Raw genomic sequence first — 13,201 nt, forward strand, 5'->3', positions numbered from 1 at the left:
CCCCCACGGTGCTGGAACACCTGGGGGCTCGACACCCGGAGCGAACACCTCCAGATGCGTATCCATCGTACGACGCCCACGCGCGCGTTCTCCAGCTTCGCCAACTCTCTTCTCCGCGACAGGTCCATCTCCTGGTGCGCGGCAGGCGTACTGATGTACCTCCTCAGCCTTCCCAACGGCGCCCGTGCCACGGTCCGTTCGCTCGCCGAACAGCGCAAGGAGGGGCGGATGCGGGTCGCCGCCGCCCTGCGTGAGCTGGAGGAATCCCGGTACCTGAAGCGAGTCGTCCGCAAGGACCCGGAGACGAAGCAACTCTTCACCGTCTACGAGGTCTTCGATACTCCGTACGACGAGACGCCCCCAGAGGGTGACGGTGAAAAAGTTCAAAACCTGGCCCCCGGCGTGTCGCCCTCCGCGGCGGCGGGCCCTCTCCCTTCGGGAGAAAAGACCAGGGAAGAAAAACCTCCCTCCCCGGAGCCGCGGCCGGAGCCGCAGCCGGAGCCGCAGCCGCGTGACGCGGAACCGCCGGGGCACGCGGCCCAGTTGCTGGCTTCCCTCGGGAGGCGCGAACCCCGGCTCGCGATCGGCGCCGCCGAGGCCGTCCGCCTCGCGCCGCTCGTCGAGGAGTGGTGGGCGGTCGGCGCGAGTGACGCGGCGGTGCGGGCGGCGCTGACGCAGGGGTTGCCGCCGCGCGTGTACTCGGCCGCCGCGCTGCTCAAGGACCGGCTGCGACGGAAGCTGCCGGCTCCGCCGCCCCCGCCGCGAGCGCCCCGCGCGGGCGAGGAGAGGCGGGCTCCGGGTCAGCCGGGCTTCGTCGCGGCCGCGCTGCGCGGCGGGGCGGCGGCGAGAGCGGCGCTCCGGGGCCGCGCCGTGCCGTTGCCCGCCTGACGCCCAGGCATCAGACTCCCGGCCCGCACCCGCGAGACCGGGTCCCTCGAAAGAAACGGAGTGCCATGACCATCGCACTGGAACGCCCGGAGACGGTATACCGCCGGTATACTGTGGTCATGGCTGACACCACGATCAAGGTCGACCCCGCCGTCCGTGACCGCCTCATGGAGCTGGCCCGCGAGCGCGGGATGACCATGCGTGATCTGGTCGCGCAGCTGGCCGGCGCCACGCCCACCAAGGAGGAGCAGCGGCGGCGGTACGAGGAGACGAAGGCGTACGTCGAGGAGCACTTCCTCGGCGGGCCCTACACCGAAGAGGACGAGAAGGCGGGCGAGCAGCTCTGGGCCGACCTTGAGGCCGGTCGCATCGGGGAGGTCCAGTGAAGAAGGACAAGTACCCGCTGCCGCGTGCCGTCATCTTCGACGACACCGCCGCGCTGGCGCTCGGAGCGGGCAACAGGATGGCGTCCCGGCTCGTGGTCGAGGCTGAGAAGGACCCCGCCCTCAGGGTCTACGTGCCCGCCCTGGCGCTCGCGGCCGCCGAGCGTGACCGCGCCGGGGTCGCCGAGCACGTCGGCTCGCTGCCGTCCGTCGACATCACGGAGCTGGACTTCGCGGGCGCCGCGGCGGTCGGCAAACGGCTGCGGATCGACGCCGAGGCGGACTGGGGCGGGGCGCACGCACTGCATCTCGCGCTGCCGTCAGCCGAGTGGCCGCGTGGCCGCCCGGTGCTGACAAGGGCGCCGCACCGCTACCGGGGTACGGGCATCCGGACCCTCCGGATCGAGGGCTGACGCGCGGCGGGGCGGGCCCAAGCCGAGGGCCCGCCCCGCTCAGTCCGCAGCCCCGGCCTCGTCCCCGCAGATCCGCAGCCCCTCCGGCATGGGCGGTGACGGTAGGCGGCCCGCGCGAGCCGGGGGGCGGCTTCGCCGGACGGTCGGGCGTTGTTCGCCGCGGGTTCAGGCGGGCGGGCCGAGGCGTCCGGTCAGCCGGCCTTGTCGTACGTCAACTCGCCCTTGCCGTCGGTGTTCGCGCGGCGCAGCTTGCCGTTGCCGAGGATCGTCACGACGCTGGGCTCGCCGGGGGTGCAGGCCGACATGGGCTCGCCGACCGTGATCCTGGTGGGGCCGATGTGCAGCCGCTCGTCGGACGCGGACTCCAGCTCGCCCTCGAAGACGCAGCGGTAGGTCCCGCCGCTCTCCAGCGGGCCCTCCGCCGTCAGGGACAGGGTCGTGTCGCCGGTCTCGCCCTGCTGGAGGGTGAGGCGGCGCGTATGGTGGCCGTGCTTGTTGTCGAGGCCGCCGGACCACGTGCCCAGGAACTTGTCCGGCACGTCGCCCTCCTCGTCGTCCTCCGTGGAGGGCGACGGGTCCGGGCTGCTCCGGTCCGGTGACGGCGAGGTGGGGTCCGGGCCCTGGTCCTGGTTCCGGTCCGACGGGTCGCTGCTCGCGGAGTTGTTGGAGCCGTCCCGCTTGTCGCCGCTGTCGCTGTTCATGACGGCGTAGACCGTGCCGCCCGCGCCTATGGCCACTATCAGCGCGACGGCGACCAGCGCGGCGGTCGACCGTCCGCTGCGGCGCGGCGGCGGTTCGGGCGCCGGCGTGGGCAGGGGGGTGTAGCCGCCGGGGCCGTAGGGCGGTGTGGGGCCGTAGCCGGGCGGCGGCTGCTGAGGGTAGCCGTAGGCGGCGGGCTGGGGGTGCGGGTGCGGTGGATGCTGCGGGTGCTGCTGGGCGTGCTGGGGATAGCCGTACGAGGGGGCGCCCGGCGGCGGCGAGGGCGGCGGGGCCTGGCCGGCGACCATGGTGGGCAGGTGGTCGAGGGGCGCGGCGCCGGGTGCTCCCGGAGGCGGTGGCGTGGGCGCGGCGTCCGGGGCCGCGGGGTTCGCCTCGCCGGGGCCGGGCCGCGGGGCGCCGTCCTGAGAGGCGCGGTTGTCCTCGTGGCCACCCGGGGCGGAACCGGCGGCGGCAGCAGCGGCCCCGGCGACGGCTCCGGCCCCCTTGGCCACGCCCTCGCCCGAGGCGGGCGACTCTGCGGCGGCCGGCCCCGAGACCCCCGCCTCGTCCGGGTCCTCCGCGTCCAGCAACTGCACGGCATGGCGTCCCAGTTGCGCGACGAGCGCCCCCGGCAGCCACGGGTCCAGCGTGCGGCCGCCCTCGCTCAGGGTGTCCTGCGCACCCGTCCGCTCCAGAAGGTCGTCGAGGGTGGGCCGGGACGCGGGGTCCTTGCGCAGGCAGAGGGCTATCAGCTCGGCCAGGTTCTCGGGGAGCCCGGACAGGTCCGGCTCCTCCTGCGCGATGCGGAACATCAGGGCGTGCACCCCGCTGTTGGCCGTACCGAACGGCAGCGCGCCCGACGCCGCGTACGCCAGCACGGAGCCGAGGCAGAACACGTCGCAGGCCGGCGTGATGCGGTCGCCGCGCACCTGCTCGGGTGCCATGAAGCCGGGTGAGCCGACCAGCGCCCCCGTGCGGGTCAGGCCCCCGTCGGTGACCGTCTCCAGGGCGCGGGCGATGCCGAAGTCGATGACGCGCGGACCGTCGATCGTCACCAGGACGTTCGACGGCTTCAGGTCACGGTGGACGATGCCCGCCGCGTGGATGTCCTTCAGGGCGTTGGCGAGCCCGGCCGCGAGGATGCTCACGGACCGTTCGGGCAGCGGGCCGTGGTCGCGCGAGACGACGCTCTGGAGCGAGGGCCCGGCGACGTACCCCGTGGCGACCCAGGGGATCGCCGCCTCCGTGTCCGCGTCGAGGACCGGCGCCGTCCAGGCACCGCCGACCCGCCGCGCGGCCCGCACTTCCTGCCGGAAGCGGTTCCTGAACTCGTCCTGTTCGGCCAGCTCCTCGCGGACCAGCTTGACCGCGACCGTGCGGCCCCTGCCGGACCGCGCGAGATAGACCTGACCCATGCCGCCGGCGCCGAGCCGCGCCAGCAGCCGATAGGCGCCGATCCGCTGCGGATCACCGGGCCCGAGTTTTTCCATCGCCGCACCGACCTCCCCCATTGGTGTGCAACAGGGTGAGGATAATGCGGCCCTACGACAGAGGGAGCCGCCCCGCCCTCTACGGTTCCGTAACGGGTTCCGTAATGGGTTCCGGATCGGGCCCCGGATTGCGTTCCGCGACGACGGCCGCGACGGTTGCGGCGTCCGGTTCCGCGTGCGCCGGGTCGATCTCCGCCACCGCCGCCCTGCCGCTCCGCGTCGGGTGCGGCAGGTTGGCTCGGTCGGTGCCCGGCAGGGTGCCTCCCGGCGGTTCGTTAACGTCCGCCAGGGGCGGCCTTAACCCGCCGCTCCCTACCGTCCCGGTCATGGACAGCACACTGACCCTCAGCGCTCACCTGGGACTCGACCTCGCCGCCGTCGCGCTGCTGACCTTCGGCGTCTTCTATCCGCGGCACCGCAGGCGCGAGCTGGTCCCGGCGTATCTCGCCCTGAACGTCGCCCTGTTCGCGGTCGTCGCGGGGCTCGGCACGGTCGGCGGCGACGGCGGACTCGCCCTCGGCTTCGGGCTCTTCGGGGTGCTCTCGATCGTGCGGCTGCGCTCCGACGCGTTGCAGCACCAGGAAGTCGCGTACTACTTCATCACCCTGGTGCTCGGCCTGCTCTGCGGCCTGCCCGCGCTGAGCCTGCCGGTCGCCGCCGGGCTCTCGGCCGTGCTGCTCGTGGTCATGTACGGCGCCGACCACCCCCGCCTCTTCGCGTACGACCGACGGGCCGTCGTCACGCTGGACGCGGTGCACCGCGAGGAGACCGCCCTGCGCGCGGAGCTGGCGCGGCGCCTCGGGGAGCCGCTCGGCTGGACGGTGCGGGAGATCGACTACGTACGCGATCTGATGGTCCTGGAAGTCTGCTTCCGTCAGCCGGAACCTTCGGTACGGTCGGGGGAGTTCCCGGGGAGGAAGGCCCGACGCTCCGACGAGGAACCGCGCCGCCACCGCACGACCCGGTCCCGCACGATCGCCCCCAGCCACCCGAAGGAGACCGTGTGAACCCCGCCGTACGCGCCATCGGCCGCGCCGCGCTCGCCGCGCACCCCATCGCGCTGGACGAGGTGAACGCCCGGGCGCAGCTGCTCGCCCGCTTCGACAACAGCTATCTGGTCCCCGTCGAGATCTTCGCGGACTTCGCCTCCCTGCTCACCGACCCCCGGCGGGCCGGCGGCCCCTTCCGGGCGCTCAGCATCGGCGGGAAGCGCTGGTTCCGGTACCACTCGACGTACTACGACACCCCCGGCCTCGGCACCTTCCACGACCACCGGCAGGGCAGGCGGCTGCGCTACCGCATACGCGAGCGGGTCTACCAGGACAGCGGCGAGCGGCAGTTCGAGATCAAGCTGAAGAGCGGGCGCGGCGAGACCGTCAAGCACCGCCAGCGGCTCGAGGCCGGGGACCACGCCCTGGACGAGACGCGCCAGGGGTTCCTTGCCGGGGTGCTGAGGGGTTCGTACGGGATAGCGGCCCCGGAAGGGCTCACCCCCTCGCTCGTCACCGACTACCAGCGGGCCACGTTCGTCGCCGACGGGCAGCGCATCACGTGCGACGCCGGTCTCGTCGTACGGGACACGATGACGGGACGCACGGCCGCCGCCGACAGCGGACTCGTCCTCGTGGAGACCAAGACCAAGGGGCATCTGACCGACGCCGACCGGGTGCTGCACCGCTTCGGGGTGCGGGCGGCGGAGTTCACCAAGTACTGCGGGGGGTACGCGGCGGTCCGGCCCGAGCTGGGGATCAACAAGTGGGCGCGGGCGGTGCGGACGGCGTTCCCCCGCCCGGCGTCCCCGCCTCCGGTGCGGGAGGGAACGTCAGCGTGACCCGGGCGCCGGCCGCCGTACTCACCGCCTGGAAACGGCCGTTCGCCTCCTGAGCCGTCCGGCGGGCGATGTCCAGGCCGAGGCCCGTGGAGCCCGCGCCGCTGGTGCCCCGGGCGGGGGAGGTTGGGCCGGGAAAGCCAGGCCCCTCGTCGGCGACGGTCAGCTCCGCCTCGCCGGCGGCGGTGCGGCGGACCGTGACGGTGAAGGGCGTGCCGTGGGGTGTGTGGTCGAGGACGTTGCCGATCAACGCGTCCAGGGCGGCGGCCAGTTCGTCGGCGGGGACCGGCACCGGGACCGCGTGGTCGGGCGTCGTGGTGCCGGTCGCGCGGCTCTGGTCCTCCGCCAACGGCGCCCAGAACGCCGCCCGTTCGCGTGCCACCGCCGCCAGGTCCGCGCGCGGCGCCTCGCGCAGGGGGCGCCGCGCCTTGCGGATCACCTCGTCGACGCTGTGCTCCAGCGCGGCGACGTCCGCCGCGATGCGGTGCGCCTCGTCCGGGTCGCGCAGCGTCTCGGCGTCCAGGCGCAGCGCGGCGACCGGGGTGCGCAGGCGGTGGGCGAGGTCGGCGGCGTTCTCCCGCTCGGCGGCGAGCAGCTCGTCGATGCGGGCCGCCAGGCGGTTCAGCTCGCCCGCGATCAGGCGCAGTTCGGGCGGGCCCTCCGGGGTGGCCCGCGCCGTCAGGTCACCGGCGGCGAGCCGGTCCGCCGTACCGGCGAGGCGGCGGGTGGCGCCCACCAGCCGGGCGCCGAGCCGGTCGGCCAGCAGCAGCCCGAGGAGTACGAGGCCCACGCCGATGCCCGCCAGGACGAGCCAGGAGGCGAGCGTGCCCGCGTACAGCTGGTGCTCGGTCAGCGTCACCTGGACGACGGCCGTGCCGCCCTTCGCGCCCTGCACGGGGACCAGGACCAGGCGGCCGCCGGACGCGGGTTCGTAGGTGAAGGCGCGGCCGGTGCGGGCGAGGCGGACCGGGGCGGTGGTGGCGGCGCCCTTCTCGACGCGCGGCCCGAGGACCGTGTCGTCCGCCAGGATCAGCGACGTGCGCGGCAGGTCCTTGCCGTTGACGCTCTCCACCGTCTGCTCGGCGGTCTCGCGTTCACCGGCGGTGGCCAGCGCCGGGCCCAGGGCGTGGGCCACCCACTGGGCTCGTGCGGTGGCCTCGGCCGTGGCGCGGTCGGCGGCGTGGGTGCGGGTCAGGAGGGTGAGGGGGACGAGGAGGGCGGTGAGGACCAGCGCCGTGGTCGCTGCCGTCAGGAGGAGGAGGCTGCGGCGCATCAGCCGGTGCCCAGGGGCTCGTCCGGCGGCGTGAGCTTCACGCCCACCGTGCGGACCGTGTGCAGATAGCGCGGGCGCTGCGCCGTCTCGCCCAGCTTGCGGCGGAGCCAGGAGAGGTGGACGTCCACCGTCTTGTCGGCGCCGCCCAGCGGCTGCTGCCAGACCTCGGCGAGCAGTTCGCGGCGGGAGACGACCTGGCCGGGGCGGCGGGCCAGATGGGCCAGGAGGTCGAACTCGCGGGGTGTCAGGTCGATTGGCGCGCCGTCCAGGGTGACGTCGCGGGACGCCGGGTCGACGCGCAGACCGCCGACGCACAGCGGCTCCTCGGTCCCGCTCACGCCGAGGCGCCGCAGGACCGCCCTGACGCGGGCGTCCAGTTGGGCGGCGCCGAAGGGCTTGACGATGTAGTCGTCGGCGCCCTGCTCCAGGACGGCGACCATCTCCGGTTCGTCGTCGCGGGCGGTCGCCACGATGACGGGGACGTCGCTGACCGCGCGCAGCATCCGCAGGACCTGCGCCCCGTCGACGTCGGGCAGGCCGAGGTCCAGGACGACCAGGTCGGGCCTGTTGGTGACGGCGGCATCGAGGCCCGCCATGCCGCTGGGCGCGGTGGCCACCGCGTGCCCCTTGTCGCGCAGGGCCCGCACCAGCGCGCCGCGGAGCTGGGGGTCGTCCTCGACGACGAGAAGATGCGCCATGCGATCACCGTAATCAGGGGCGGGGCAGGGGCGTTGGCGGGGGCGTTGGCGGGGGCTTAACCGGGCGTTAGGAAACGATGCGGCACAGTGGCGGGATGAGGAAGTGGCGGAGCGCCGTCGTCACGGCGGCGTGGGTGGCCGTGGGCACGGCGGCGGGAGCGCTGGGCGCCTGGCAGCTGGCGGGCGCGGACAGCCGGGGTGACGCGGCGCACAGCCGCCCGCTGGACGAGGCGGCGGTACGCAGGGCCCTGGCGAAGGCGTCGGAGGGACCGGAGCCGGGCGACGACACCACCTCCGCCACTCCCACCGCACCCCCTCCCTCACGAAAGCCCACGCGGAAGCCGCCCGGCGCCGCCCCCGAGCGTTCCACCGTCCGCTTCACCGGCGGCGCGGCGACCGCGGAGTGCCGCGCGGACGGCACCGTCTTCCTCGTCTCCTGGAGCCCCGCCGACGGATTCCACATCGACGACGACGTGGAGCGGGGCCCCGCGGCCGTCGCCCGCCTGGAGGCGGAGCCGGGCGACGACGACGAGCGGGAGGACCTGCCCTACGAGATCCGCTGCACGCCGAACGGCACGCCGCACGCCAAGGTGACAGCAGCCGGGGACGACGACTGAGCCCTCACCGCCGACGCCCTGGTCGCTCCCCACCACCGACACCTGGCCGTCCCCCCACCACCGACACCATGCGACACAGTGTCGGGTTCCACCCCGCACGTCAGACAGGACGCCCATGTCGTGTCCACTGGGCGGACACTTACCCTCGGCCCCATGACCCCTCAGCCGAACCCGCAGGTCGGCGCCGCCGTGAAGGCCGCGGACCGCGCACACGTCTTTCACTCATGGTCCGCCCAGGAGCTCATCGACCCGCCGGCCGTCGCCGGCGCCGAGGGCTCGTACTTCTGGGACTACGACGGGAACCGCTACCTCGACTTCACCAGCGGCCTCGTCTTCACCAACATCGGGTACCAGCACCCGAAGGTCGTCGCCGCGATCCAGGAGCAGGCGGCGACGATGACGACGTTCGCGCCCGCCTTCGCCGTCGAGGCCCGCTCCGAGGCCGCACGCCTCATCGCCGGGCGGACCCCCGGCGACCTGGACAAGATCTTCTTCACCAACGGCGGCGCCGACGCCGTCGAGCACGCCGTCCGCATGGCCCGTCTGCACACGGGCCGCGCGAAGGTCCTCTCCGCCTACCGCTCCTACCACGGCGGCACCCACCAGGCCATCAACATCACCGGCGACCCCCGGCGCTGGGCCTCCGACACGGGCGCTGCGGGCGTGGTCCGCTTCTGGGCGCCGTTCCTCTACCGCTCCCGCTTCTACGCGGAGAACGAGCGGCAGGAGTGCGAGCGTGCCCTCCAGCACCTGGAGGACACCCTCACCTTCGAGGGCCCGCAGACCGTCGCCGCGATCATCCTGGAGACGGTCCCCGGCACCGCGGGCATCATGACGCCGCCGCCCGGCTACCTCGCGGGCGTCCGCGAGATCTGCGACCGGTACGGCATCGTCTTCATCCTCGACGAGGTCATGGCGGGCTTCGGACGCACCGGCAAGTGGTTCGCCGTGGACCACTTCGAGGGCGTCGTACCGGACCTGATGACCTTCGCCAAGGGCGTCAACTCCGGCTACGTCCCGCTCGGCGGCGTCGCCATCTCCGGCGCGATCGCCGAGACCTTCGCCCGCCGCCCCTACCCGGGCGGTCTCACCTACTCCGGCCACCCGCTGGCCTGCGCCGCCGCCGTCGCCACGATCAACGTCATGGAGGACGAGGGCGTCGTCGAGAACGCGGCCCGCCTGGGCGCGGAGGTGATCGGCCCCGGTCTCGCCGACCTCGCCGAGCGGCACCCGAGCGTCGGCGAGGTGCGCGGCCTCGGCATGTTCTGGGCGCTTGAGCTGGTGAAGAACAGGGAGACCCGGGAGCCGCTGGTGCCCTACAACGCCACGGGCGAGGCGAACGCCCCCATGGCGGCGTTCGGCGCCGCCGCCAAGAAGAACGGCCTGTGGCCGTTCATCAACATGAACCGCACCCACGTGGTCCCCCCATGCACCATCACGGAGTCCGAGGCCAAGGAGGGCCTCGCGGCACTGGACGCGGCCCTGACCGCCGCGGACGAACACGTGGCGTAGAGCCGCCCGCCTCGGGGGACCCGCCCCCACCCCCGAGAACCGCCACAGCCGAGCCGAAACCCTCACCGCGTAGTCTGACGTGCTCACAAGCGAGCACGAAGCGACCATGAAGCGACCAGGTCGGATAAGCGACCACGTCAGACTCCGCGGGGGAGGCCCACCACCATGCCCGGACCCGACGGCCCCGCCGTCATCCGCAGCACGCTGCGCCAGCAGATCGCCGACGCCCTCCGCGACGAGGTCCTGGCCGGCCGTCTGGAGCCGGGCCAGGAGTTCACGGTCAAGGAGATAGCCGAGCAGTACGGCGTCTCCGCGACACCGGTCCGCGAGGCCCTGGTGAACCTCACGGCACAGGGCCTCCTCGACGCCGACCAGCACCGCGGCTTCCGCGTCCACGAGCACACCCTCGCCGACTACCGCGGCATGCTGGCGGCCCGCAGCCTGGTGGCCGACGGCATGTTCCGCGAACTGACGGCGGAGGTCGCCAGGGGCGAGCTGCGCGACGCGCCCGACGCCCTGCTCTCCGTACGCCGCCGCGGCGAGGAGGCCGCCCGTGCCGCCTGCGCGGGCGACCTGAACGTCCTCATCGGCTACGACCTGCGCTTCTGGCGTGAGCTGAGCGCCCTCTTCGGCAACCCCCACCTCTCCGACTTCCTGCACCGCCTGCGCGTGAAGTCCTGGGTCTGCGCCGTCACCCACCTGCGCCGCTGGAGCGAGGGCGGCGGCGGCGACTTGCGCGGCACGCTCTGGTCCCGGCACACCGAACTGGTCGACGCCCTGGTGCGCCGCGACCCGGCGGGCGCCCACGCGATCGTCGCCGAGTACAACGCGCACTCCCTGTCCCTCATCGAGCGGCTGGCCACCGCATGAGCATGGAGAGCCGAGTGGGCGCGCAGCCGGCGGTGGGCCTGGGCACGGACCTGACGGTCGTCATCCCCGCGTACAACGAGGAGGGGCGCCTCGGCCCCACCCTGGACGCGATCCGCGCGCACCTGGACGCCTCCGACCAGGGCGAGTGGGAGCTGATCGTCGTCGACGACGGCTCCACCGACCGCACCGCGGAGATCGCCGCCGAGGCCGCCGCCGCCGACCCCCGCGTCCAGCTCATCCGCGGCGAACGCAACCGCGGCAAGGGCCACGCCCTGCGCAGCGGCGTCCTCGCCTCCCGCGGCCGCCGCGTCCTGGTCACCGACGCCGACCTCGCCGCGCCCATCGAGGAACTCGACCACCTCGACAAGGCGCTCGCCGAGGGCCCCACCGCGGCGATCGGCTCCCGCGCCCGCCCCGGCGCGACCATCGGCGCCCACCAGCACCGCCTGCGCGAGCTGCTCGGCCGCACCGGGAACTTCCTCATACGCTCGGTCGCCGTGCCCGGCATCCGCGACACCCAGTGCGGCTTCAAGCTCTTCGACGGCGACCGCGCCCGCGAGGCCTTCGCCGCGTCCCGGCTGCGGGGCTGGGGCATCGACGTCGAGATCCTCCAGTACTTCCGCCGGGCGGGCTGGCCGGTCGCCGAGGTGCCCGTGCGCTGGTCCCACCAGGAGGGCTCCAAGGTCCGCCCCCTGGACTACGTACGGGTCCTCGCCGAACTGACCGCCCTCAAGGCCCGCGCGGTCCGCCGCGCCGACCTGCTCGCCACGCTCTGCTTCCTGGCCCTGTCGTTCGTCCTGTACTCGGGGCGCTGGACGTCGCCGGACCACCGCTACCTCATCGACTCCATGCAGGACCAGAACCAGTGGGAGTGGTTCTTCGCGGTCACGGCCGAGAACGTCCGCCACCTCGACAACCCGCTGTTCACCACCCTCCAGAACTTCCCCGACGGCGTGAACCTCATGGCCAACACGGTCATGCTCGGCCTCTCCGTCCCCCTCGCCCCCCTGACCTGGCTCTTCGGCCCGGCCCTCGCCCTGAACGTGGCGATGACCGGCGGCCTCGCCGCCACCGCCGTCAGCTGGTACCGGCTCATCGCCAAGCGGCTGGTGCCGCACCGGGGCGCCGCCGCCGTCGGCGCGGGCCTCGCCGCGTTCGCGCCCCCGATGATCAGCCACGCCAACGCCCACCCGAACTTCATCGTCCTGTTCATGATCCCGCTGATCATCGAAAGGGCGCTGCGGCTGTGCGAGGGCACGCGGGTCGTCCGCGACGGCGTGATCCTCGGCCTCTACACGACGTACCAGATCTTCCTGGGCGAGGAGCCGCTGCTCCTTGCCGTGCTCGGCATGCTGCTCTTCGCCGCCGCCTACGCCCTCGCACGCCGGGACGTGGCGCGGGCCTCCTGGCGCCCGCTCGCGCGCGGCCTCGGCATCGCCCTCGCGGTCGCCCTCCCGCTGATCGCCTTCCCCCTGTACTGGCAGTTCTTCGGCCCGCAGAGCTACAAGAGCGTGCTCCACGGTGACCACGCGAACAACAGCCCCCTGGCCTTCCTCGCCTTCGCGGAACGCTCGCTGGCGGGCAGCAAGGACACCGCCGACGCCCTCGCGATGAACCCCACCGAGCAGAACGCCTTCTACGGCTGGCCGCTCGCCGCCCTCGCCTTCGCGATCGTCGTACGGCTGTGGGAGCGCCCGGTGGTCAAGGCGCTCACCGTCACGGTGCTCGGCGCGGCGCTGCTCTCGCTCGGCCAGAAGTTCCGCGTCCCGCTCACGGACGTCGTCCTGCCCGGCCCGTGGGCGCTGCTCGCCGACCGGCCGCTCTTCGAGTCCGTCATCGAGGCGCGCGTGGGCATGGTGTGCGCCCCCGCGCTCGGCATGCTGCTCGCCCTGGCCCTCGCACGCCTGCTGACACCCCGGCCCACCCCCGCCCATGGGTACGCGGGCCTGGCGGCCGTCGCCGTCGCCCTGCTGCCGATCGTGCCGGCGCCGCTGACGGCCGTGGACCGCGTGGAGGTGCCGCCGTACATCGCCGAGGGCACCTGGCGCGACCACCTGGGCGAGGACGAGACCCTCGTACCGATCCCCGTGCCGGACGCCGCCCACGCCGAGGCCCTGCACTGGCAGACCACCGCCGACCTGGGCTTCCGCCTGCCCGGCGGCTACTTCAACGGCCCCTGGGGCCCGGACCGCGTCGGCATCTACGGCCCCTCCCCCCGCCACACCTCGAACCTCCTGCGCCAGGTCAGCGAGACGGGCCGCATCCCGCGGGTCACCCCGGCCTGGCGGGCGGCGGCCCGCGAGGACCTGAAGTTCTGGCGGGCGGGCGTCCTCGTCCTGCCCCCGCAGCCGAACGAGGGCCAGCTGCGTACGACCGTCGACGCACTCGTCGGCCGCCCGGGGCAGTGGGTGAACGGCGTGTGGGTATGGGACCTGCACAGGGGCAGCTAGCGGAGCCGGAGCACGACTACGCTGCCTGCACGCGAGGCAACGCGACGCAATGCAAAGCAATGCGGTGGACCGCACCGCAC

12 protein-coding genes are annotated in these 13,201 nt (G+C 73.8%); 9 read left to right on the forward strand and 3 right to left on the reverse strand.

What is annotated here, in order from left to right:
- Nucleotides 1–54 precede the first annotated feature (54 nt).
- The 3 genes from J2N69_RS19685 (at nucleotide 55) to J2N69_RS19695 (ending at nucleotide 1,684) form a co-directional block, all read left to right on the forward strand.
- Nucleotides 55–888, forward strand: a complete 834-nt coding sequence (locus J2N69_RS19685) for a hypothetical protein (RefSeq protein WP_230901954.1) — start codon at nucleotides 55–57, stop codon at nucleotides 886–888.
- A 119-nt stretch (nucleotides 889–1,007) separates the two neighbouring features.
- A complete protein-coding gene (locus J2N69_RS19690) occupies nucleotides 1,008–1,274 on the forward strand; it encodes a hypothetical protein (protein ID WP_051819484.1) in 267 nt (88 codons plus the stop codon).
- On the forward strand, nucleotides 1,271–1,684 hold the full coding sequence (locus J2N69_RS19695; RefSeq protein ID WP_230901955.1) for a PIN domain-containing protein: 414 nt from the start codon (nucleotides 1,271–1,273) through the stop codon (nucleotides 1,682–1,684). Before J2N69_RS19690 ends, J2N69_RS19695 begins: the two co-directional genes overlap by 4 nt.
- 191 nt (nucleotides 1,685–1,875) lie before the next feature.
- Here J2N69_RS19695 and J2N69_RS19700 read toward each other — a convergent pair whose 3' ends face one another.
- The gene (locus J2N69_RS19700) at nucleotides 1,876–3,873 is read right to left on the reverse strand and encodes a serine/threonine-protein kinase (protein ID WP_230901956.1); all 1,998 of its coding nucleotides are present in this window, start codon (nucleotides 3,871–3,873) and stop codon (nucleotides 1,876–1,878) included.
- A 326-nt stretch (nucleotides 3,874–4,199) separates the two neighbouring features.
- Here J2N69_RS19700 and J2N69_RS19705 point away from each other — a divergent pair, with 326 nt between their 5' ends.
- On the forward strand, nucleotides 4,200–4,880 hold the full coding sequence (locus J2N69_RS19705) for a DUF4956 domain-containing protein (RefSeq protein ID WP_230901957.1): 681 nt from the start codon (nucleotides 4,200–4,202) through the stop codon (nucleotides 4,878–4,880).
- Entirely contained in the window at nucleotides 4,877–5,704 is an 828-nt protein-coding gene (locus tag J2N69_RS19710; protein ID WP_230901958.1) for a VTC domain-containing protein, read from the forward strand. Before J2N69_RS19705 ends, J2N69_RS19710 begins: the two co-directional genes overlap by 4 nt.
- Here J2N69_RS19710 and J2N69_RS19715 read toward each other — a convergent pair.
- Together J2N69_RS19715 and J2N69_RS19720 are read right to left on the reverse strand one after the other, a co-directional pair.
- Nucleotides 5,622–6,974 (reverse strand): sensor histidine kinase, encoded by a 1,353-nt coding sequence (locus tag J2N69_RS19715; protein WP_230901959.1) that lies wholly within the window; start codon nucleotides 6,972–6,974, stop codon nucleotides 5,622–5,624. The genes J2N69_RS19710 and J2N69_RS19715 overlap by 83 nt on opposite strands.
- Nucleotides 6,974–7,672 (reverse strand): response regulator transcription factor, encoded by a 699-nt coding sequence (locus J2N69_RS19720; protein ID WP_230901960.1) that lies wholly within the window; start codon nucleotides 7,670–7,672, stop codon nucleotides 6,974–6,976. The genes J2N69_RS19715 and J2N69_RS19720 overlap by 1 nt, the downstream gene beginning before the upstream one ends.
- Before the next feature lie 95 nt (nucleotides 7,673–7,767).
- Between J2N69_RS19720 and J2N69_RS19725 the strand changes: the two genes are divergently transcribed.
- From J2N69_RS19725 to J2N69_RS19740, 4 genes are all read left to right on the forward strand, one after another.
- The gene (locus J2N69_RS19725) at nucleotides 7,768–8,289 is read left to right on the forward strand and encodes a hypothetical protein (RefSeq protein ID WP_230901961.1); all 522 of its coding nucleotides are present in this window, start codon (nucleotides 7,768–7,770) and stop codon (nucleotides 8,287–8,289) included.
- Nucleotides 8,290–8,442: 153 nt separating this feature from the next.
- Entirely contained in the window at nucleotides 8,443–9,801 is a 1,359-nt protein-coding gene (locus J2N69_RS19730; RefSeq protein ID WP_230901962.1) for an aspartate aminotransferase family protein, read from the forward strand.
- A 165-nt stretch (nucleotides 9,802–9,966) separates the two neighbouring features.
- Nucleotides 9,967–10,671: a GntR family transcriptional regulator gene (locus J2N69_RS19735; protein ID WP_230901963.1), complete on the forward strand. Its 705-nt coding sequence runs from the start codon at nucleotides 9,967–9,969 to the stop codon at nucleotides 10,669–10,671.
- The gene (locus tag J2N69_RS19740; protein WP_230901964.1) at nucleotides 10,668–13,121 is read left to right on the forward strand and encodes a dolichyl-phosphate beta-glucosyltransferase; all 2,454 of its coding nucleotides are present in this window, start codon (nucleotides 10,668–10,670) and stop codon (nucleotides 13,119–13,121) included. Before J2N69_RS19735 ends, J2N69_RS19740 begins: the two co-directional genes overlap by 4 nt.
- Nucleotides 13,122–13,201: the final 80 nt, after the last annotated feature.

Origin of the sequence: Streptomyces huasconensis (assembly GCF_021028635.1) — a bacterium.
Lineage (GTDB): Bacteria > Actinomycetota > Actinomycetes > Streptomycetales > Streptomycetaceae > Streptomyces > Streptomyces huasconensis.

Bases quoted from the DNA above. Each gene is read 5' to 3' on its own strand.
- J2N69_RS19715 (WP_230901959.1), bottom strand. From the start codon at position 6,974: ATGCGCCGCAGCCTCCTCCTCCTGACGGCAGCGACCACGGCGCTGGTC.
- J2N69_RS19720 (WP_230901960.1), bottom strand. From the start codon at position 7,672: ATGGCGCATCTTCTCGTCGTCGAGGACGACCCCCAGCTCCGCGGCGCG.
- J2N69_RS19725 (WP_230901961.1), top strand. From the start codon at position 7,768: ATGAGGAAGTGGCGGAGCGCCGTCGTCACGGCGGCGTGGGTGGCCGTG.
- J2N69_RS19700 (WP_230901956.1), bottom strand. From the start codon at position 3,873: ATGGAAAAACTCGGGCCCGGTGATCCGCAGCGGATCGGCGCCTATCGG.
- J2N69_RS19705 (WP_230901957.1), top strand. From the start codon at position 4,200: ATGGACAGCACACTGACCCTCAGCGCTCACCTGGGACTCGACCTCGCC.
- J2N69_RS19730 (WP_230901962.1), top strand. From the start codon at position 8,443: ATGACCCCTCAGCCGAACCCGCAGGTCGGCGCCGCCGTGAAGGCCGCG.
- J2N69_RS19740 (WP_230901964.1), top strand. From the start codon at position 10,668: ATGAGCATGGAGAGCCGAGTGGGCGCGCAGCCGGCGGTGGGCCTGGGC.
- J2N69_RS19735 (WP_230901963.1), top strand. From the start codon at position 9,967: ATGCCCGGACCCGACGGCCCCGCCGTCATCCGCAGCACGCTGCGCCAG.
- J2N69_RS19690 (WP_051819484.1), top strand. From the start codon at position 1,008: ATGGCTGACACCACGATCAAGGTCGACCCCGCCGTCCGTGACCGCCTC.
- J2N69_RS19685 (WP_230901954.1), top strand. From the start codon at position 55: ATGCGTATCCATCGTACGACGCCCACGCGCGCGTTCTCCAGCTTCGCC.